At 71.0% G+C, this 19,244-nt stretch carries 14 protein-coding genes; 11 read left to right on the forward strand and 3 right to left on the reverse strand.

What is annotated here, in order from left to right:
* Positions 1-4: 4 nt before the first annotated feature.
* The 4 genes from JYK18_RS21255 to JYK18_RS21270 all read left to right on the forward strand — a co-directional run bounded on the left by JYK18_RS21255 (position 5) and on the right by JYK18_RS21270 (position 5,973).
* Positions 5-856, forward strand: coding sequence for a sugar phosphate isomerase/epimerase (locus JYK18_RS21255; RefSeq protein WP_206803676.1), 852 nt, complete (start codon positions 5-7; stop codon positions 854-856).
* 69 nt (positions 857-925) lie between these two features.
* Entirely contained in the window at positions 926-4,810 is a 3,885-nt protein-coding gene (locus JYK18_RS21260) for a ThuA domain-containing protein (RefSeq protein ID WP_206803677.1), read from the forward strand.
* A gap of 68 nt (positions 4,811-4,878) precedes the next feature.
* Positions 4,879-5,409 carry a hypothetical protein gene (locus JYK18_RS21265; protein ID WP_206803678.1) on the forward strand — a complete coding sequence of 177 codons (531 nt, stop codon included), beginning with the start codon at positions 4,879-4,881 and terminating at the stop codon, positions 5,407-5,409.
* A gap of 156 nt (positions 5,410-5,565) precedes the next feature.
* Positions 5,566-5,973 carry a hypothetical protein gene (locus JYK18_RS21270; RefSeq protein WP_206803679.1) on the forward strand — a complete coding sequence of 136 codons (408 nt, stop codon included), beginning with the start codon at positions 5,566-5,568 and terminating at the stop codon, positions 5,971-5,973.
* A gap of 13 nt (positions 5,974-5,986) precedes the next feature.
* On the opposite strand, the gene JYK18_RS21275 is transcribed toward JYK18_RS21270, so the two are convergent.
* A complete protein-coding gene (locus JYK18_RS21275) occupies positions 5,987-6,589 on the reverse strand; it encodes a bifunctional 2-polyprenyl-6-hydroxyphenol methylase/3-demethylubiquinol 3-O-methyltransferase UbiG (RefSeq protein WP_206803680.1) in 603 nt (200 codons plus the stop codon).
* A gap of 70 nt (positions 6,590-6,659) precedes the next feature.
* On the opposite strand from JYK18_RS21275, the gene JYK18_RS21280 reads away from it, so the two are divergent.
* The 3 genes from JYK18_RS21280 to JYK18_RS21290 are packed head-to-tail and all read left to right on the forward strand — an operon-like array spanning position 6,660 to position 9,295.
* Positions 6,660-8,315, forward strand: coding sequence for a folylpolyglutamate synthase/dihydrofolate synthase family protein (locus JYK18_RS21280; RefSeq protein WP_206803681.1), 1,656 nt, complete (start codon positions 6,660-6,662; stop codon positions 8,313-8,315).
* Entirely contained in the window at positions 8,312-8,707 is a 396-nt protein-coding gene (locus JYK18_RS21285) for a DUF4233 domain-containing protein (protein ID WP_206803682.1), read from the forward strand. Before JYK18_RS21280 ends, JYK18_RS21285 begins: the two co-directional genes overlap by 4 nt.
* A 9-nt stretch (positions 8,708-8,716) precedes the next feature.
* On the forward strand, positions 8,717-9,295 hold the full coding sequence (locus tag JYK18_RS21290; RefSeq protein WP_206803683.1) for a dihydrofolate reductase family protein: 579 nt from the start codon (positions 8,717-8,719) through the stop codon (positions 9,293-9,295).
* Positions 9,296-9,298: 3 nt separating this feature from the next.
* Here JYK18_RS21290 and JYK18_RS21295 read toward each other — a convergent pair whose 3' ends face one another.
* Positions 9,299-11,545 carry a penicillin acylase family protein gene (locus tag JYK18_RS21295; RefSeq protein ID WP_307795979.1) on the reverse strand — a complete coding sequence of 749 codons (2,247 nt, stop codon included), beginning with the start codon at positions 11,543-11,545 and terminating at the stop codon, positions 9,299-9,301.
* A 147-nt stretch (positions 11,546-11,692) separates the two neighbouring features.
* On the opposite strand from JYK18_RS21295, the gene JYK18_RS21300 reads away from it, so the two are divergent.
* Together JYK18_RS21300 and ndk are read left to right on the forward strand one after the other, a co-directional pair.
* Positions 11,693-13,231 carry an alkaline phosphatase gene (locus JYK18_RS21300; RefSeq protein WP_206803685.1) on the forward strand — a complete coding sequence of 513 codons (1,539 nt, stop codon included), beginning with the start codon at positions 11,693-11,695 and terminating at the stop codon, positions 13,229-13,231.
* Between the two features lie 52 nt (positions 13,232-13,283).
* Positions 13,284-13,691 carry a nucleoside-diphosphate kinase gene (gene ndk / locus JYK18_RS21305; RefSeq protein ID WP_206803686.1) on the forward strand — a complete coding sequence of 136 codons (408 nt, stop codon included), beginning with the start codon at positions 13,284-13,286 and terminating at the stop codon, positions 13,689-13,691.
* Between the two features lie 22 nt (positions 13,692-13,713).
* On the opposite strand, the gene JYK18_RS21310 is transcribed toward ndk, so the two are convergent.
* Complete coding sequence (locus JYK18_RS21310; RefSeq protein WP_206803687.1) at positions 13,714-15,063, reverse strand: sialate:H+ symport family MFS transporter; 1,350 nt, start codon at positions 15,061-15,063, stop codon at positions 13,714-13,716.
* 70 nt (positions 15,064-15,133) lie between these two features.
* Here JYK18_RS21310 and JYK18_RS21315 point away from each other — a divergent pair, with 70 nt between their 5' ends.
* Together JYK18_RS21315 and JYK18_RS21320 are read left to right on the forward strand one after the other, a co-directional pair.
* Entirely contained in the window at positions 15,134-15,832 is a 699-nt protein-coding gene (locus tag JYK18_RS21315) for a FadR/GntR family transcriptional regulator (protein WP_206803688.1), read from the forward strand.
* Between the two features lie 111 nt (positions 15,833-15,943).
* Complete coding sequence (locus tag JYK18_RS21320) at positions 15,944-19,234, forward strand: phosphodiester glycosidase family protein (protein WP_206804388.1); 3,291 nt, start codon at positions 15,944-15,946, stop codon at positions 19,232-19,234.
* Positions 19,235-19,244: the final 10 nt, after the last annotated feature.

Genomic DNA, 19,244 nt, shown 5'->3' on the forward strand with positions numbered 1-19,244 from the left:
GTTCATGCACACCATCGGTGTCAACACCTGGGTCTGGGCGTCCCCGCTGGACGACAGGACGCTGGCCGAACTGGCACCCGAGGTGGCCGCGGCCGGGTTCGACTGCATCGAGCTGCCCGTCGAGAACCTCGGCGACTGGCAGCCCGGTGCGGCGGCCCGGCTGCTGGCCGGCCTCGGTCTCTCCGCCTCGGTGGCGCTGGTCATGCCACCGGGTCGGGAGCTGGTCGCCGCCGACGACGCCACGGTCAAGTCCACACAGGACTACTTGAAGGCGGTCGCCGACGTCGCCGCGGAGGTGGGCTCGCCGGTCATCGCCGGGCCCGCCTACAGTTCGGTCGGGCGCACCTGGAAGATGTCCGAAGCGGAGCGGGCCGCCTGCCTGGAGCAGTTGCGGGACAACCTTTCCCCGGTGATCGAGCACGCTCGGTCGGTCGGGGTCCAGGTGGCCGTCGAACCGCTCAACCGGTACGAAACCAGCCTGCTGAACACGGTCGCGCAGACCCTGGAAGCGCTTTCCGAGCTCGACGGCTGCGGCGTGGCGATCGACGTCTACCACCAGAACATCGAGGAGACCGACATCCCGGCCGCGATCCGGGCGGCCACCGGCCGGATCGCCCACGTGCAGGTCTGCGCGAACGACCGCGGCACGCCGGGCACCGACCACCTGGACTGGCCGGGCATCCTGGCCGCGCTCGCGGACGCCGGGTACACCGGCCCGCTGTGCATCGAGTCCTTCACCGCGCACAACGCGAGCATCGCCACCGCGGCGTCGATCTGGCGGCCGCTCGCGGAAAGCCAGGACGCGCTGGCCGCCGACGGCCTCGCGTTCCTGCGGAAGATCCAGAAAGGGGGCTAGACCACCGCGGCGCCGGCACGCTGCTGCAGCACGTTTTCCTCTCCCATCACCCCGAACCGTGAGGAATCCATGAGTATTCGACGAAGAATACTGCCGAAGGTAGGCGGGACCCTGCTGGCCGCGCTGCTCGGCCTGGGCCTGGTGCCCGCCGCCGTGCAGGCGCACCCCGGGCACGAGCAGGACCCCGAGTTCCGGGCCCTGCTGTTCACCAAGACCGCGGGTTACCGGCACGACTCCATCCCCGCCGGCGTGGCCATGTTCGAGCAGCTCGCCACGGACAACCACTTCGAGATCGACCACACCGAGGACTCCACCGTCTTCAACGACGCCGCACTCGCCACCTACGACGTGGTGATCATGTTCCAGACCTCGGGCATGGTGTGGCAGAACGACGCCGAACGCGCGGCCATCCAGAAGTACGTCGAGAACGGCGGCGGTATCGCGGCCGTGCACAACGCCACGGACATGGGGATCGAGAACGAGTTCCCGTGGTGGGACGACCTGGTCAACGCGGGCACGCACATGCCGTCGCACTCCCCGGGCGTGCTGCAGGGCACGGCGAAGGTGGTGGACAAGAACCACCCGTCCACGGCCGGGCTGCCGGAGCGCTGGAACCGCGCCGAGGAGTGGTACAACTTCGACAAGAGCATCCGCGGCAAGGCCCACGTGCTGGTCTCCGCGGACGAGACCACCTACAACCCCGGCGGCGACGCGATGGGGTCGGACCACCCGATCTCCTGGTGCCGCGACGTGGGCACCTCGCGCGTGTGGTCGACCGCGATGGGGCACCCGATCGGCGCCTACAGCGAACCGGAGTTCGTCCAGCACCTGCTGGGCGGCGTGCGGACCGCGGCCAAGGTGGTGCCCGCCGACTGCGCGGCCACTGTGGACACCGCGTTCGAGAAGAAGCCGCTGGACACCAACACCAAGGCGCCGACCGCGATGGACATCGCGCCGGACGGGCGGGTCTTCTACACCGAGATCCTCGGCCAGGTGAAGCTGCACGACCCGGCCACCGGGGCCAACACCGTCGCGCTCGACCTGCCGGTCTACTCCGGTGGTGAGGACGGCCTGGTCGGGCTGACGCTGGACCCGAACTTCGCCGACAACGGCTGGCTCTACCTGTACTACTCGCCCCCGGGCACCGAGGAGATCAACCGCGTCTCGCGGTTCACCGTCGAAGGTGACGTGATCGTGCCGGGTTCGGAGAGCAAGCTGATCGACATCCCCGCGTCGCGGCGCGAGGAGCCGGGTCACACCGGTGGTTACCTGACCTTCGGGCCGAACGGGAACCTCTACATCGGCGTCGGCGACGACACCAACCCGTTCCAGTCGAGCGGTTACTCGCCGATCGACGAGCGCCCCGGTCGTGACCTGTTCGACGCGCAGAAGACCTCGGCGAACACGAACGACCTGCGCGGCAAGATCCTGCGCGTGACGCCGAAGGCCGAGGGCGGCTACACCGTGCCCGAGGGCAACATGTTCGCCCCCGGCACGGCGAAGACGCTGCCGGAGATCTACGCGATGGGCTTCCGGAACTCGTTCCGGTTCAGCGTGGACACCGACGGCACGATCTACGCCGCCGACTACGGTCCCGACGCCCGCACCGCCGACCCGAACCGCGGGCCGGACGGGCAGGTCGAGTGGAACGTGATCAAGGAGCCGGGCTTCTACGGCTGGCCGTACTGCACCGGCAACGACATCCCGTACAACGACTTCGACTTCGCGACCAGCACCTCGGGGCCGAAGTTCGACTGCGCCAACCTGGTCAACACCTCGCCGAACAACACCGGCCTGACCGAGCTGCCGCCGTCGAAGGTGGCCGAGGTCTGGTACGGCTACGGCCACTCGCCCAACTTCCCGGAGCTGGGCGAGGGCGGCTCGGCGCCGATGGCGGGCCCGGTCTACCGGTTCGACCCGAACCTGGCCTCGGAGACGAAGTTCCCGCAGTACTACGACGGGAAGGCGTTCTTCTACGAGTGGGCGCGCAACAAGATCTACACCTTCTCGTCCGACGCCCAGGGCAAGATCCTGGAGATCGACCCGTGGTACCAGAGCCAGACCACGCTGGCGCCGATGGACATGCGCTTCGGCCCGGACGGCGCGATGTACCTGCTCGAGTGGGGTGGCGGTTACGGCCGCGACAACCCCGACTCGGGGCTGTACCGGATCGAGCACACGCAGGGCAACCGCTCCCCGCTGGCCAAGGCGACCGCGTCGCCGACCTCGGGCCAGACGCCGCTGGAGGTCACCTTCTCCAGCGCGGGTTCGGCAGACCCGGAGGGCACCGACGTCACCTACTCGTGGAGCTTCGGTGACGGTGCCACCTCGACCGAGCCGAACCCCACGCACACCTACGCGGCGAAGGGCGCCTACAACGCCCAGCTGACCGTCACCGACGCCACCGGCAAGACCGGCGTTGCGAACATCACCGTGACGGTGGGCAACACGGCGCCGACGGTGGACGTGGCCTGGCCGGTGGACGGCGGCATGTTCGACTTCGGGGACACGGTGGCGTTCGACGTGAACGTGACCGATCCGGAGGACGTCGACATCGACTGTTCCACGGTCGTGGTGCAGCCGGCCCTCGGGCACGACTCGCACGGGCACCCGCTCGACCCGATCAACGCCTGCGAGGGTCAGTTCCAGACCATTGTGGACGATGGGCACGCGGACGCGAACATCCTGTACTCGGTCGACGCCAGCTACACCGACAAGGGCGCCGACGGCGTTCCGGCGCTGAACGGCCGGGACACCGCGGTCCTGCAGCCGAAGCACAAGCAGGCGGAGTTCTTCACCGGCTCGTCGGGCATCCGGATCGTCTCGCAGGCGGGTGCCGAGTCCGGCCGTCGCATCGGCGACATCAACGGTGGTGACTGGATCTCGTTCAAGCCGGTCAACTTCACCGGGATCGACCAGATCTCGCTGCGGGCCTCGGCACCGGCCGGTGCCGGCGGCTCGGTCGAGGTGCGGGCCGGTGCGGTCGACGGCGCGCTGCTGGCCGACGTGCCGGTGCCGAGCACCGGTGGCTGGGACAACTACGTCCAGCTGCCGCCGGTGGACCTGGCCGCGTTCGAGGGCACCACGGAGATGTTCCTGGTGTTCCGCGGCGGGGTGGGCCCGTTCGACCTGGACTCGATGAAGTTCATCGGGGACGGGGTGGCGGTGGTCGACGCGCAGGCGCCGAAGACCACCGCGGCGTTCACCGCGGCCGACGGGGCCAACGGCTGGTACCGCACCGCGCCGACGGTCACGCTGACCGCCGACGACGGCACCGGTTCCGGGGTGGCGGGCACGGAGTACCGCATCGGCGGCGGTGCCTGGACCCCGTACACCGCGCCGTTCACCGTGCCCGGTGAAGGTGAGCAGGTCATCGCGTACCGGTCCACCGACAAGAAGGGCAACGTCGAGGCCGAGGGCAGCTCGGTGCTGAAGATCGACGCGGGCGCGCCCGCGCTGACCGTCGGCGGCGTGCAGGCCGGTGGCAGCTACGGCGACTCGGAGGTGCTCGGCTTCACCTGGGAGGCGGGTGATCCGGTGTCCGGTTTGGACAGTGCGGTGGCCCGGCTCGACGGGCAGCCGGTGGTGAGCGGGGCGCCGGTGGCGCTGCACGCGCTGAGCCTGGGTGCGCACGAGCTGGTGGTGACCGCGAAGGACAAGGCGGGCAACGTGGTGGAGCAGAAGTTCGGCTTCACCGTGACCACCTCGCTGGCCGACGTGCGGGCGCTGGTGGACCAGTTCACCGAGGCGGGCAAGGTGGACCAGTTCACCTCGGCGCAGCTGAAGCTCACCCTGACCACGGCGAAGTTCTTGCAGGACAAGAACTCCCCGCAGGGTGCGGCGGCGGTGCTGTCGCTGTTCAAGCACACGGTGGAGCGGAAGGTGACCGACCCGGCCGCCCGCTCGGTGCTGGTCCGTGACGCGCAGGCCCTGATCGACGGGCTGCGCACCTGATGGGGAACCCCAAGTCGCGGGGGCGATTGCCGGATCGCTCCCCGCGCCGGCCCCACACCTCTCCGGGGGTGTGGGGTTCCGGCGGGGTCCTGCTCGGGCTGGTCCTCGGTGTGCTCGGCGCGCTGGTGGTGCCGGGCTGGTTCGACTCGCCTTCGCGGGTCGAGGAACTGGAGCAGCAGTACGCGGCCAGAGACGTTTCGCTGACTCGCGACCTGGTTGCTTTGGCGGAGCAGGCTCGTACCGATGTCACGGAGATGGTCTCGGCCACGGCCGCGCCGACGCCGGAGCAGCTGGTGTCGTGGAAGTCCGCGGTGGATCGGGCTGCCGCGCGGTTCGCTGAGCGTCCGTCCGGTGGCACCGAGGTGAACCTGGCCCGGTCCGGGTTCGCCGGTGCGATTTCCCTGCTGGACCGGTCGCTGGCGGCCTATCCGGTGTCGGCTCCGCTCGGGGAGTCGTTGCGGAAGGACGCGGTGGTGGCCTGGTCGGTGGCGGCCAACCAGCTGGACCTGGCGGGCATCAAGGGCGGGCTGGGGCACGTGCACGTGTTCCTGCCGACCCAGGGCCTGCCGGGGGAAATGGAGGAGCACGGGCACCCCTGAGGTGGGTGTTTGGTGAGACTGCGGAAGGACCCGGTGTCCGGGCGGGAAGCTGCCCCGGCACCGGGTCCTTTCCGGTGTTCGGCGGTGGACGCTTCGAGGTTGGCAGGCAGCGGCCACCAGGGACCGGTCCCCGGACGAGGACGACACACTGAGCTCATGATGGAGCCGGTTCAGCGCCCGAAGCGCCCACCTGTGCTGGTCGCCGCACTGGTGGCGCTACCACTGGCCGCCATGCTGTTCGGCATGACCGAGGCGAACCTCAACGGCCCTGTGGGTTCGAGCGGCAGTCTCCCTTCGGTGGCGTTGTTGATCTCCTTGCTGGCGATCCGCTTCAACTGGGCTCGGGTGACGTCGGTCGCCGTTCTGGCACTCCTGACCCTCTCGTGGCTGCCGGGTGCCATCGAGCACTTGGACGACGAGAGAACGAGCCAGGCCGCGACCTACGTCCTGCTCGGCACGGCCCTCTTCGCGGCGGGCGCTGTTCTGGCCTTCATGACCCCGTCGAACCAGTACTACCGACAGGCCGCGGACTGGCGGAACAGCCGAAAGCAACAACCCATCTGACCTGTGGCTGACGTCAGGGCTGGCGGTAGAGCAGGACGTACCGCCAGAACGGCACGGCCCGGACCGTGCGGCCCGGCAGCAGCTCGGCCGACTCCCGCCGGATCTCCGCCATGGTGATCGACCAGTCCCGGATCGGGGCGGTGGGCAGCGGGTCGAGACCACCGTTGAGGCGTTCCCCGGTGGCGACCACCGCCCGCGCCACCAGGTTCACCGGGACCGACGCCAGCCACGGCAGCCAGTCCCGCGGCCCGCTCGGGTTCGCGCAGCCGAGTACCGCCAGCACCCCACCCGGGGCGAGGGCGTCCCGCAGGCGCGCCACGGTGGAGAACGGCATGTGGTGCAGTGACGCCAGGCACGAGATGAAGTCGTACTCCCGGGCGGGCAGCTCCTCCGTGGTCACGTCGCCACAGCGGTACGTGACCCCCTCGCCACCGAGCGCGGTGGCGACGTCGACCACCTCGGCGGCCGGGTCGATCCCGTCCACTTCGAGACCGCGTGCGGCCAGGCGGCGGGCGAAGCGGCCGGTACCGCAGCCGACGTCCAGCGCGCGCCGGGCGCCCGGCGGCACTTGGCGCAGCAGGTACGGGTGGTAGTGGTCGTTGTGGTTGAACGGCACGCCCCCAACCTGCCAGAAACGCCGGTCGTAGACTCGTGGGCGCACGTAGCAGGACAAGTTGGGAGCACGGGTGCCGCACGGCGAAGAAGAGTCCCCGAAGCGGCCTGAGCTGGGTGATCTCGACAGCTTCGCCGGGATCGACGAGCTGGGCGCGATCGACGACCCGGACAACACCGACCCGGACAACCCGGACGGAACGTTTCACGCCACCGACCACGCCTTCGAGGCGGGCGGTGGCTCGGGAGCGGGCGTCGGCGGGGTCGGCCAGCTCGGGGACAACCTGGCCCTCGGCCCGGTGCCCGACCTCGCCACCACCGACGAGACCCACGAGCTCGACGACCAGGGCACCGACGAGTTGCCCGAGGAGAACGGCCCCGAGGCGCGCTACGAGCTGCGCGCGGTCGAGGCCGAGCTGAACGAGCGCTGGCCGGAGACCAAGATCGAGCCCTCGCTCGATCGGGTGAACACGCTGCTCAACCTGCTCGGCGACCCGCAGAAGACCTATCCGGTGCTGCACGTGGCCGGGACCAACGGCAAGGGCTCCACCGCCCGCATGATCGACGCCCTGCTCACCCGGATGGGTGTGCGCGTCGGCCGCTACACCAGCCCCCACCTGCAGCTGGTCACCGAGCGCATCAGCATCGACGGCTCGCCGATCTCGGCCGCGAAGTACGTCGACACCTACCGCGACATCGCGCCGTTCGTGACCATGGTGGACAACGCGAGCGAGATCCGGATGAGCAAGTTCGAGGTGCTCACCGGGATGGCCTTCGCCGCCTTCGCCGACGCCCCGGCCGAGGCCGTGGTGCTCGAGGTCGGCATGGGCGGCACCTGGGACGCCACCAACGTGGCCGACGCGCAGGTCGCGGCCATCGCGCCGATCTCCGTCGACCACACCGACTACCTGGGCACCGACCTCCGCGACATCGCCAGGGAGAAGGCCGGGGTGATCAAGCCCGGCAGTGTGGCGGTGATCGCCGAGCAGGATCCCGAGGTCCAGCGCGTGCTGCTGGAGCGCGCCATCGAGGTGGACGCCTCGGTGGCCCGCGCGGGCAGCGAGTTCGCCGTGCTCGAACGCGAGATCGCGGTCGGCGGCCAGCTGCTCAGGCTCCAGGGCCTCGGCGGGGTCTACGACCAGATCTTCCTGCCGCTGCACGGCAAGCACCAGGCCGACAACGCGGTGCTCGCACTGGCCGCGGTCGAGGCGTTCTTCGGCGCGGGCAAGGACCGCCAGCTGGTGGTCGAGGCCGTGCGCGAGGCGTTCGCCGAGGTGCAGAACCCGGGCAGGCTGGAGCGCGTCCGGGCGGCGCCGGCGGTCATGCTCGACGCCGCGCACAACCCGCACGGCGCCCGCGCGCTCGCCGCCACGGTCACCGACGAGTTCGCCTTCCGCCGCCTGGTCGCGGTGGTCGGGGTGATGTCCGACAAGGACGCGCACGGCATTCTCGAAGCACTCGAACCGGTGGTCTCCGACATCGTCGTCACGCAGAACAGCTCACCGCGCGCGATGCCGCTGGAGGAGCTGGACGAGCTGGCGAAGTCGGTGTTCGGCGAGGACCGCGTGTACGCGGCGCCGCGGCTGGACGGCGCGGTGGAGACCGCGGTCGCGCTGGCCGAGGAGTCCGAGGACCCGGAGGAACCGCTGGCCGGTGGTGGCGTGCTGATCACCGGTTCGGTGTTCACCGCGGGTGAGGCCCGCACCCTGTTCGGGAAGGAGCCGGCATGAGCGAGCAGCCGAAACCGCCGGCGAAGGATCCGCTGAAGTCCTTCCGCGGGGTGATGGCGGGCACGCTGATCATGGAGGCGATCGTGGTGGCGCTGGCGCTGCCGGTGGTCGCCCAGCTCGGCGGCGGGCTGACCAGCGGCACCGGCTGGGCGGTGATCGCCATCGCGGTGGTGATGGGCGTGCTGTGCGGGTTCCTGTCGAAGCCGTGGGCGGTGCCGGCGATCCTGGTGCTGCAGGGCGCGCTGATCCTGTTCTTCTTCGCGCTGCCCGCGATCGCCGTGATCGGGTTCGTGTTCCTGGGGCTGTGGCTGTGGTTGCTCTGGCTGCGCCGGGACGTGGCGCGCCGGATGGCCGAGGGGCGCCTGCCCAGCCAGCAGGAAGCCGCTGACTAAGCTGGCCGGGTGCGAGAACTCACTTACTACGTGGGCAGTTCCATCGACGGGTTCATCGCCGGACCCGGTGGGGTGGCCGACTTCTACGTGTTCGAAGGCGACCACGTGCCGGAGATCAACGCGGAGTACCCGGAGACGGTGCCGACGGCGTGGCGTGAGCCGGCCGGGATTTCGGGGCCGCCCAAGCGGTTCGACACGGTGCTGATGGGCCGCGGCACGTACGAGGCCGGGGTGGCCACGGGCGCGCCGAGCCCGTACTCGCACCTGCGCCAGTTCGTCGTCTCGCGCAGCATGACCGAGGCACCGCACCCGGACGTCGAGCTGATCGGCGAGAACGCGCTGGAGCGCGTGCGCGAGCTGAAGGCGGAGGACGGGCTCGGCCTCTGGCTGTGCGGTGGCGGCGGGCTCGCCGAGGAACTGCTCCCGGAGATCGACCAGCTGCTGGTGAAGATCCACCCGGTCATCGCGCGGGCGGGCGTTCCGCTGTTCACCGGCGAGTTCTCGCCGACCCGGTTCCACCTGGCCGACAGCCGGGTGTTCGACAGCGGCGTCGCGCTGATGACCTACCGCACCCGGCCGCCCGCCTGATCCTCAGCGCAGGGCGACGATCTTCAGCGCGGGTGAGCTGAGGATGTCGGCCTCGCAGAAGCGTCCCCGCACCCATTCGCCGCGGGAGTACAGCTCGGTCTGGTCGGCGAAGTGCGGGGACGTCGGATCGGCGGACTGCGAGTAGGTCATCAGCGTCGAGGTGTCCGGGCAGGCCTTGCCGTTCAGCCCGACCACCTGGATGAAGCTCGACCCGTGAACGAACTCGACGTTGCCCGCCTTCGGGTCCCATACCGGCGCCATCGCGTTGAGAATGCCCAGCTGCCCCGGCCCGCTGTGCATCGGGATCCGCTTCCCGTTGCGGGTGACCGACTGGTGGTCCGCGAGCTTGCCGTCCAGCGGGATGCCCGCCGCGGTCAGTTCGGCCACCGCCGCGTCGAACGCCCCGCGCACGATGGGGTGCTGCGTGTCGAGCGTGTTCGGGGTGTTCAGCGGATCGGCCGGGTCGAACGGGACCTTCCAGATCGGGCCGGGCGCGAGCCGCACGGCGAACCGTTCGAACAGCAGCGAGCCCCGGCTGTCCAGGGTGTAGGTGCGGTCCCACGACCGGAGCGCGTCGCAGCCGGGACCGGTGCCGCACAGCTCGGCCGCGGCGTCGGCGGCCAGCAGCGCGAGCCTGCTCCGGTCGGCGAAGAGCAGTTCCTTCATCGACGCCGTGGTGAACTCGCCGAGGTGTTCTTCGGTGCTGATCAACGCTTCCCTGGTGCGCGGCGAGCGCGTGGTGCCGGTGTCGCCGACGATCCACGGGTAGCCGGTGAGCGGGGCGGCGGTGTTCGCCAGCCACGGGCTGTCGTTCGCGTTCAGCTCGTAGTCGTCCCGGATCTGGTGGGGGAGCCGGCCGGGGCCGAGCAGGCCCGGCTCCACCGCGTCCGCGTCGGCGCCCCAGGCACACGTCCCTTGTGAACCGTCCAAGATGGACACCTGGGCGGCCTGGAACAGCTGGCGCCCCAACGGGGTCGAGCAGCGGTCCGCCAGCTCGTCGGTGACGTGCGGCACCACCTGGACGTCCGAGTAGAGCGCCCGGCCGCGCCGGTCGGTGGCGATCGTGTTCACCCACGGCACGCCGAGGGTGGACTTCAGCGCCTTCGAGATGTCGTCGACGTCCCGAGCCTGGTTCAGGGCGAACCACGAGTTGAGCGCGCGCAGGTTGGTCGCGTTGCCGTCCCGGAGCGTGTAGGCCGAGGTGGTCGTCCACGGCAGCGGGATGTCTTCGATGCCGGTGATGACCGGCCCGTACCGGGTCGAGTACAGCGTCCTGGTGTCCGTGGCGAGCGAGCCGTCCGGCTGCTTCACTTCCACGGAAACCCGCTGCGCGCTCATCTTCTCCGGCTGTCCATCGACCACATAGGACAGTGGATCACCGGGGGCCAGCTTGACCTCGAACAGGCCGAACGTGCGCGCGGTGGAGAAGGTGTGCGTCCACGCGGCGTCACGCGTGTGCCCGATCTGGATCAGCGGCACGCCGAGCAGGCTGCCGCCGGAAGCGTTGAACCGCCCGGGAATGGTCAGCTGGGACTGCCAGAACCGGCGTCCGCCCTGCCACGGGAAGTGCGGGTTGCCGAGCAGCACGCTGTCCGTGCCCGCCGCGGTGCCCGCCTTGCCGACCGCGAGCCCGTTGCTGCCGATCGTGGGTTCTTCGTCGAGCGCGGCGCTGATGCGCGCGGCGGCGTCCTCGGGCAGCACCCCGCCCGAGGGCTGCGCGCCGACGAGGCCGTTCACCAGCTCGCCCTGCCCGGAGATGCCCGAGATCGCGTACAGGTGGCGGTAGACGTCGAGGTCGGCGATCGGCCGGACCCACTCCGCGTCGCGGCACGCCGGGTCCTTCGTACCGTGTTCCTTCAGGTACTTGTTGTAACCGTCGACGTACCCGCCGATGATCTCCTTGACCTCGCGGCGGGGCTGGCCCAGCAGGCCCTCCACCACGCCGGAATCGTTGATCCGCTGGAAGTGCACGTCGCTGGCCAGGTTGGAGTCGGCACCGCTGAGCGCGGAGTTGCCCTGGCCGTCCGGGCCGAAGTACTTCGACCGCTTCGCGTCCACGGTCAGGTACCCGTTGGCCAGTTCACACAGGTTGTCCTTCGCGGCGGCGTACCCGTAGCCGTAGCCGAGTCCGTCGAACGACTTCGCGGTGATGTGCGGGACGCCGTTCTCGGTGTACCGGATCAGCGCGCGCGTGCCGTGCGCGTCCGCCAGCGCCGGCGTGGTGAGCACCGCCGAAGCGATCAGCACCACTGCGGTTAACCGCCCCAACCTGCCGCGTCCCCCCATGAGACCGCCTTCCGTGTGCGCTCGGTGATCCTCTGTCAACCTAGGGCGTCGTTCACCCGTCGGAAAGGCCCAGTTGGCCCCGCGGCCCGGAAAAACGGATAGAACACCGCCATGACCGAAACCCACCACGACCGGCGATCGCTGCTGCGCGCCGGTGTGCTCGGCGCCGGCGTGCTGGCCGCCGGCTCGCTCGGCACGCCCGCCTTCGCCCGCGGCAAGAGCCGCCCGGTGCTCACCCACGGGGTGCAGTCCGGCGACGTCACCTCGCATTCGGCGATCGTCTGGACCAGGGCGGACCGCCCGTCCCGGATGCTCGTCGAGGTCGCGCGCGACCCGTCGTTCCGCAACGCCCGCCGGATCACCGGCCCGGTGCTCAGCCCGGAGACCGGCGGCACCGGCAAGGTGCGCGTCGCGGGCCTGGTGCCCGGCACCGACCTGCACTACCGCGTGCGGGCCGAGGACCTCGACGGCCGCACCGCCAGCGAGCCGCTGACCGGGCGCTTCGCCACCGCGCCGATCGGCCGCGAGAGCGTGCGCTTCGTCTGGTCGGGCGACACGGTGGGCCAGGGCTGGGGCATCAACCCCGACCGCGGCGGCATGCCGATCTACCGGGCGATGGCCGACCGGCGGCCGGACTTCTTCCTGCACAGCGGGGACACCGTCTACGCCGACGGCCCGCTGCAGGAGCACGTCACCCTGCCCGACGGCAGGGCCTGGCGGAACGTGGTCACGCCGGAGAAGTCGAAGGTGGCCGAAACGCTCGACGAGTACCGCGGGCAGTTCGCCTACAACCTGCTCGACGACAAGCTGCGCTCGTTCGCCGCCGAGGTACCCGCCTACTTCCAGTGGGACGACCACGAGGTGGTGAACAACTGGTACCCCGGCGAGATCCTGGACCTGCCGCAGTACACCGAGAAGCGGGTCGACGTGCTGGCCGAGCGCGCCTTCCAGGCGTTCCACGAGTGGCAGCCGATCGACGCGCGCCAAGCCGTGGACGGCCGGGTGTACCGCAGCTTCCGCTACGGCAGGCACGTCGAGATCTTCGTGCTCGACATGCGCACCTACAAGGACGCGAACACCGCCGACCCGAACGGTGTCGGGCACATCCTCGGGCAGCAGCAGGCGGAGTGGCTGGTGCGCGGCCTCGACCGCAGCGCGGCGACCTGGAAGATCGTCGCCGCCGACATGCCGATCGGCCTCACCGTGCCCGACGGGACCGCGATCGAGGGCGTGGCCAACGGCCTGCCCGGCGCGCCCGGCGGCCGTGAGCACGAGCTGGCCTGGGTGCTGCGCGAGATCTCGCGGCGGCGGGTGCGCAACGTGGTCTGGCTGACCGCCGACGTGCACTACACCGCGGCCCACCACTATTCGCCGGACCGCGCGGCCGTCGGTGATTTCGACCCGTTCTGGGAGTTCGTCTCCGGTCCGCTCAACGCCGGTGGGTTCGGCCCGAACGCGCTCGACCCGACCTTCGGGCCGGAGGCCGTCTTCGTGCACGCGCCGCCCGCGGCGAACAGCTCCCCGCTGGACGGATTCCAGCACTTCGGCGAGGTCAACGTGGACGGTGCGAGCGGCGAGCTGACCGTCGACCTGCGGGACGCGGCCGGGGTCTCGCTGTGGTCGAAGACCCTGCGGCCGCAGCGGCGCTGACCAGGTCGCTACAGTTCGCGTCAAGTAACACGCAATTAAAGGAGATTCCCCCGTGAGTGAGCGCACCCTTGTTCTGGTCAAGCCCGACGGCGTCAAGCGCGGCCTGGTCGGCGAGGTCATCTCCCGGATCGAGCGCAAGGGCCTGACCCTGGCTCAGCTGGAGCTGCGCACCGTCGAGCGCTCGGTGGCCGAGGAGCACTACGCCGAGCACAAGGAGAAGCCGTTCTTCGGCGACCTGGTCGACTTCATCACCTCCGGCCCGCTGGTCGCCATCGCGGTCGAGGGCACCCGCGCGATCTCGGCGTTCCGGCAGCTGGCCGGCGGCACCGACCCGGTGGAGAAGGCCACCCCGGGCACCATCCGCGGCGACTTCGCCCTGGAGGTCCAGTTCAACCTGGTGCACGGCTCCGACTCCGCCGAGTCCGCCGAGCGCGAGCTGAAGCTCTGGTTCCCCCACTGAGCCCAATGCTAGGAATGGGGCATTACTTGCGTTGATTGCAAGTAATGCCCCACTCATAGCGTTCGAGCCGGGCCGGGATGTTGAAGCCGACCAGCGCGGCCACCACGAGGGTCAGCGTCACGGCCAGCAGGGTGAGCGCGTTCCCGAGGCCCGCCCGTTCCGCGATCGCCGCGCCCGCCAGCGGTGCCACCGCCCCGCCCAGCGCGCCGACGTTGTAGGTGAAGCCCAGCCCGGCCGCCCGCACGCGGGTCGGGAAGTGGTCGGCGATGTACTTCGGCAGCAGCCCCGAGATGCCCTGGCTGGTGGCCTGCATGCCGAACAGCAGCACCCACAGCAGCACCACGTTGCCCGCCGGCAGCGCGAACACCGGGAACACGAACGCCAGCGACGCGAACAGCCCGAGCACGTAGGCCCGCCGCGTCCCGAGCCGGTCCCCGAGCATCCCGGCCAGGCACGAACCGGCCGCGTACCCCAGCCCCGCCCAGGTCAGCGCGGTCGCCACGGCGCTGGGGTGGTAGCCGAGCCCGGTCTTCAGGTACGTCGGCAGCAGCGACTGGATCGGCCACGAGTACAGGAACGCGCAGAACACCGTGGCGATCAGGGCCAGCACCACCGGCCACCGCCGCCCGGCCAGCTGCACGGTCAGCGCGACCAGGCCGAGCACGACCAGCACGAGCAGCGGCCAGCCGGTGGCGGTCCGGCTGAAGACCAGCACCAGCGCGGTGGTCAGCACCAGCGCGAGCAGCGCGTTCACCAGCCGCCGTCCCGGGGCGAACAACACCGACGAACCACCGCCGTCGGCCGCCCACTCGGGTGCCTCGGGCAGCGATCGCCGCAGGTAGAGGGTCAGCGCGATGGGTACCAGCCCGGCGTAGAACAGCCACCGCCACCCCGCGGCGGGCACGATCAGCTCGTAGCTCAGCGCGGCCAGCACGGTGCCGACCGGATAGGCCGAGAGCAGGAAGCCGGTGGCGCGGTTGCGCATGTGCTTCGGCCAGGTCTCCAGCACGTAGGTGGCGCTGGAGCCGTACTCCCCGGCCATGCCGATGCCGACCACCGCGCGGAAGGCGAACAGCGACCAGTAGTCCCAGGCGAACCCGCAGAGCCCGCTGCCCACCGAGAAGGCCAGGATGGCCAGGATCATCGCCGGCTTGCGGCCGTACCGGTCGGCGATCGCGCCGAGCACCAGCCCGCCCAGCCAGCGCGAGACGAAGGCCGCCGAGACGAGCGTGGCCGCCTGCGGCAGGCTCAGCCCGAACTCGGCGGCGATCTCGGTGAGCACCAGGGTGATCAGGATGAAGTCGAAGCCGTCGAGCAGGTAACCGAGCCAGGCGGCGAAGAACGCCCGGCGCTGGGCGCGTGCGACCGCCATTCCCGACCCCCATTAGACATAGGATGTCCTATCTCTGAGGTAAGGTAGTGCGACGGCGGGAGGAGGGCAAATGTCGGCGAACCAGCGGGCGCTGCGCGAGTCGGTCAAACGGCTGATCGTGGAGCGCGGCCTGCCACCGGGCGCGCTGCTGCCCACCGAAGTGGAGCTGATGCGCGAGCTGGACGTCGGCCGCAACCCGTTGCGCGAGGCGATGAAGGCGCTCGAAGCCCAGGGCATCGTGGACATCCGGCACGGGTACGGCACCTACGTCGGCGGGGTCTCGCTGTCCGGGCTGGAGGCGGGGCTCGCCTTCCGCGGCGCGCTGTCGGTGCGCGGCGACCTCACCGCCATCCGCGAGCTGCTCGAGGTCCGCGAGGTGCTCGAAGCCGGGCTGAGCGGCCGGGTGCTCGCCGCCGGGGACGCGGTCGACCTCGGGGTGCTGGAGTCCGCGGTCCAGACCATGGAGGACCGCGCGCGGGACGGCGAGTACGCGCCCGAGGCCGACTGGCTCTTCCACGAGACGCTCTACCGCCCGCTCGGCAACGACCTGGTGCTCGAACTGCTGCGGGTGTTCTGGCGGGTGTTCCGCTCGCTCGACGACGACCTGCCGCGGGGTGCGGAGGAGACGCCCGCGCTGGTGGCGAGCTGGCACCGGGACATCCTCGAAGCCTTGCGCGCACGGGACGAAGGCGCGTTGCACACCGCCGTCGAGGCGCACTTCCGCGGGATCAGGGCCAGGGTGTCCGGTTCGGTTGCGCGGTTCGGCTGACGTTCACCCGCCCGTCTTCCACTGGCGATTTCCATGCGCTGAGCTGAGGTCCAGACCTGACGACGGACTGGGGAGCGGCAAGTGGGCAAGTCTCGTTCTGGTGCGGTGCTGATGCTCGCCGGGTTGCTGGCGATGCCTCCGGTGGTGGCCGCCGCCGATCCGCTGGCCGCGCCGCTCGGCCCGGTGCCGGTCGAAGCGGCGCCGTCGGCCTCGTCGGCCGGGGAACCGGCCGTCCGCGCCGCCGCCGCGGTGCCCGACGACGGCCTGGTCACCGATTCGGCCACCAGCGAGGTGGCCCCGGGGCTCAGCCTCACCGAGTTCGACCGCTTCGACCCGCTCGGCTGGATCCGGGGCGACACGCTGGAGGTGGACCTCGCCACCGGTTCGCTGAGACCGGCGTACCTGAACCCGGGTTCGGTCGCCGCTCGCGCACCGCTGTCCGAGCAGCTCGCGGCCGCGGGCGCGGTCGCCGGGGTGAACGGCGACTTCTTCGACATCAACGCCACCGGTGCCCCGCTCGGGGTCGGCATCGGTGACGGGCAGCTGCACACCGCGCCGGCGAAGGGGCACAACCTCACCGCCGCGATCACCGCCGAGGGCAAGGCGCGGCTGGCGTCGGTGTTCCTCGACGCCACCATCACGCTGCCCGGCGGTCCGGTGGCGGCCACCAACTTCAACGGCGCGGTGCTGCCGTCGAACGGCATCGGCGTCTACACCCCGTTGTGGGGCAGCGCTTCCCGCAAGACCTCGGTGGCCGGCGCGGCCAAGGTGCTCGAGGTCGAGGTGCGGGACGGTGTGGTCAGCCAGCTGCGTCCGCAGCCCGTCGACGGCCCGATCGCGGCGGGCAGCACGCTCCTGCTCGCCCGGGACGCCGGGGTGGACGCGCTGGCCGGACTGGCCGTGGGCGACCCGGTTTCGGTCGCCTACGCCCCGCGCAGCGACGCCGGGGAGCTCGCGGTCGCGGTCGGCGGCAACAAGGTGCTGCTCGCCGACGGTCAGCTCCAGCCGGTGGACGCGGCGGTCATGCACCCGCGCACGGCGGTCGGCTTCTCCGCCGACGGCAGCCGGATGTGGTTGTCCACAGTGGATGGACGGCAGGCGGACAGCCGGGGGATGACCGAACTCGAACTGGCGCGGCACATGCAGTCGCTCGGCGCGGACGACGCGATCAACCTCGACGGCGGTGGTTCGTCCACGTTGCTCGCGCGGGAGCAGGGTGATGTGGCCGCCTCGGTGCGCAACTCCCCGTCCGACGGCGGTGAGCGGACCGTGCCGAACGGCCTCGGCTTCGCGACGGCGCCGGGCAGCGGCAAGCTGACCGGGTTCGCGCCGCACCCCGAGAAGGAGACCGAAAACGCCGACCGCGTGCTGCCGGGCCTGTCCCGCCGCCTGGTCGCCGGCGCACACGACGAGTCCGGGGCCGCGGTGCCGGTGAAGCCGATCTGGCGCAGTGCGCGGGGTGTGGTGCGGGACGGCGTTTTTGTTGCCACACCGGGGGAACGTGCCACGGTCGAGGTGGAGGCCAGCTATCGGGGGACGCGGGGCAGCACCGAGCTGACCGTGCTCGGCGAGCCCGTCCGGCTGGGTACCAGCACCGAGCAGGTCGCCCTGTCCGGAACCGGGGTGTCCGGTTCTTTCCAGGTCTACGGCTACGACGCCGACGGTTACGGCACCTGGCTCGAACCCGCCGACGTCCAGCTGGAGTTCGACCCGGCGGTGGTGAAGGTCGAGCCCAGCGGTGACCGGTTCGCGGTGACCGCGCTGGTGCCCGCCGGGGCGACCGTGGTGACCGCGAAGGCCGCCGGGCTGGTCACCCACTTCGTCATCTCGGTCGGCAGCGAGGCGCAGGCACTGTCGCCTCTGGACGGACCGGCCGGGTGGACCGCTTCGGTCCACCCCGCCGTGGTCGGCGCGGCGCTGAGCGAGGCTCCCGGCCGCGACGGTGGCCGCGGCCTGGCACTGGACTACCGCCTCACCGGCACCACCGCGACCCGCGCCGCCTACGTCAACGCGAGCACGCCGTACTCGCTGCCCGCCGGGACGCAGAAGGTGGGCATCTGGGTCAACGGCGACGGCAAGGGCGCCTGGCTGCGCGCCGAACTCCGGGACGCGTCGAACGTCGCGTCCATTGTGGATCTCACGCTGGCGGTGGACTGGACCGGCTGGCGCTACGTCGAGGGCAGTCTGCCCGCCGGGCTGCCGTCCGGTCAGCGCCTGACCCGGTTCTACGCCGTGGAGAACGTGCCGGACCAGCAGTACGAGGGCCGGCTGGTGTTCGACGACCTGACGCTGAAGGTGGCGCCGTCCGCCGAGGTGCCCGGCGATCCGGTCGAACGCGATCCCGCGGTGCTCACCGACGGTTCGCTCGGCGACGGCGGGCTCAAGGTGGCCGTGGTCAGCGACGCGCAGTTCACCGCGGACGCGCCCACCGGCCCGCTGGTCGCGCAGGCCCGCCGCACGCTGCGCGAGGCGGTGGCGGCGAAACCGGACGTGGTGGTGATCAACGGCGACTTCGTCGACCGCGGCCTGGCCGCCGACTTCGACCTGGCCCACCAGATCATCACCGAGGAACTGGACGGGCGAGTGCCGTGGTACTACGTGCCGGGCAACCACGAGGCCGACGGCGGCAAGGGGCTGACCGAGTTCCAAGCCGAATTCGGGGCGCCCCAACGGGTCGTCGACCTGAACGGGGTCCGCATGGTGCTGTTGGACTCCTCGCGCGGCAGCCTGCGTGCCGGTGGGTTCGACCAGGTGCGGATGCTGCGTGAAGCGCTCGACGGCGCCGAAGCCGACGGCGCGGTGCGCGGGGTCGTGGTGGCCATGCACCACCCGACGCGCGATCCGAGCCCGACCGGCAACTCGCAGCTGGCCGACGGCAAGGAGGCCGACCTCCTGCGGACCTGGCTGACCGCGTTCGAGGAGCGCTCCGGCAAACCGGCCGCCGCCGTCGCCTCGCACGCGGGGGTGTTCACCGTGTCCCGAGTGGACGGTGTGCCGTTCCTGATCAACGGCAACGCGGGCAAGGCCCCCGCCGCGGCTCCCGGTGACGGCGGTTTCACCGGCTGGACCCTGCTGCGGCTGGATTCCGAGGTGACCATCCAGACCCGGCCGCACGTGGACTCGCTCGCGCTGACCGCGCCCGCGTCGCTCGGGATCGGCACCAAGGCAGCCGTTTTCGGTACGGTGAACCAGGGTGGACGGGCCATTCCGGTGGCGTACCCGGTGAGCGCCGACTGGAGTGGCGGCACCGGCACCCACGTCGGCAGCGGCCCGGCCGGTGACGCGATCGCCACCTTCGATCCGGCCACCGGGCTGCTCACCGGGCTCCGCCCGGGAACGGCGGAACTGACGCTGGAGGTCAACGGGGTGCGCCGCACGGCGACCATCTCGGTGACCCTGTGAACTGGGGAGT

The organism is Amycolatopsis sp. 195334CR (genome assembly GCF_017309385.1).
Taxonomy (GTDB): domain Bacteria; phylum Actinomycetota; class Actinomycetes; order Mycobacteriales; family Pseudonocardiaceae; genus Amycolatopsis.

What these genes read in the sequence shown, in the direction of transcription:
- JYK18_RS21270 (WP_206803679.1), top strand. Translation starts at nt 5,566, where the DNA reads ATGATGGAGCCGGTTCAGCGCCCGAAGCGCCCACCTGTGCTGGTCGCC.
- JYK18_RS21300 (WP_206803685.1), top strand. Translation starts at nt 11,693, where the DNA reads ATGACCGAAACCCACCACGACCGGCGATCGCTGCTGCGCGCCGGTGTG.
- JYK18_RS21310 (WP_206803687.1), bottom strand. Translation starts at nt 15,063, where the DNA reads ATGGCGGTCGCACGCGCCCAGCGCCGGGCGTTCTTCGCCGCCTGGCTC.
- JYK18_RS21255 (WP_206803676.1), top strand. Translation starts at nt 5, where the DNA reads ATGCACACCATCGGTGTCAACACCTGGGTCTGGGCGTCCCCGCTGGAC.
- JYK18_RS21285 (WP_206803682.1), top strand. Translation starts at nt 8,312, where the DNA reads ATGAGCGAGCAGCCGAAACCGCCGGCGAAGGATCCGCTGAAGTCCTTC.
- JYK18_RS21320 (WP_206804388.1), top strand. Translation starts at nt 15,944, where the DNA reads ATGCTCGCCGGGTTGCTGGCGATGCCTCCGGTGGTGGCCGCCGCCGAT.
- JYK18_RS21260 (WP_206803677.1), top strand. Translation starts at nt 926, where the DNA reads ATGAGTATTCGACGAAGAATACTGCCGAAGGTAGGCGGGACCCTGCTG.
- JYK18_RS21315 (WP_206803688.1), top strand. Translation starts at nt 15,134, where the DNA reads ATGTCGGCGAACCAGCGGGCGCTGCGCGAGTCGGTCAAACGGCTGATC.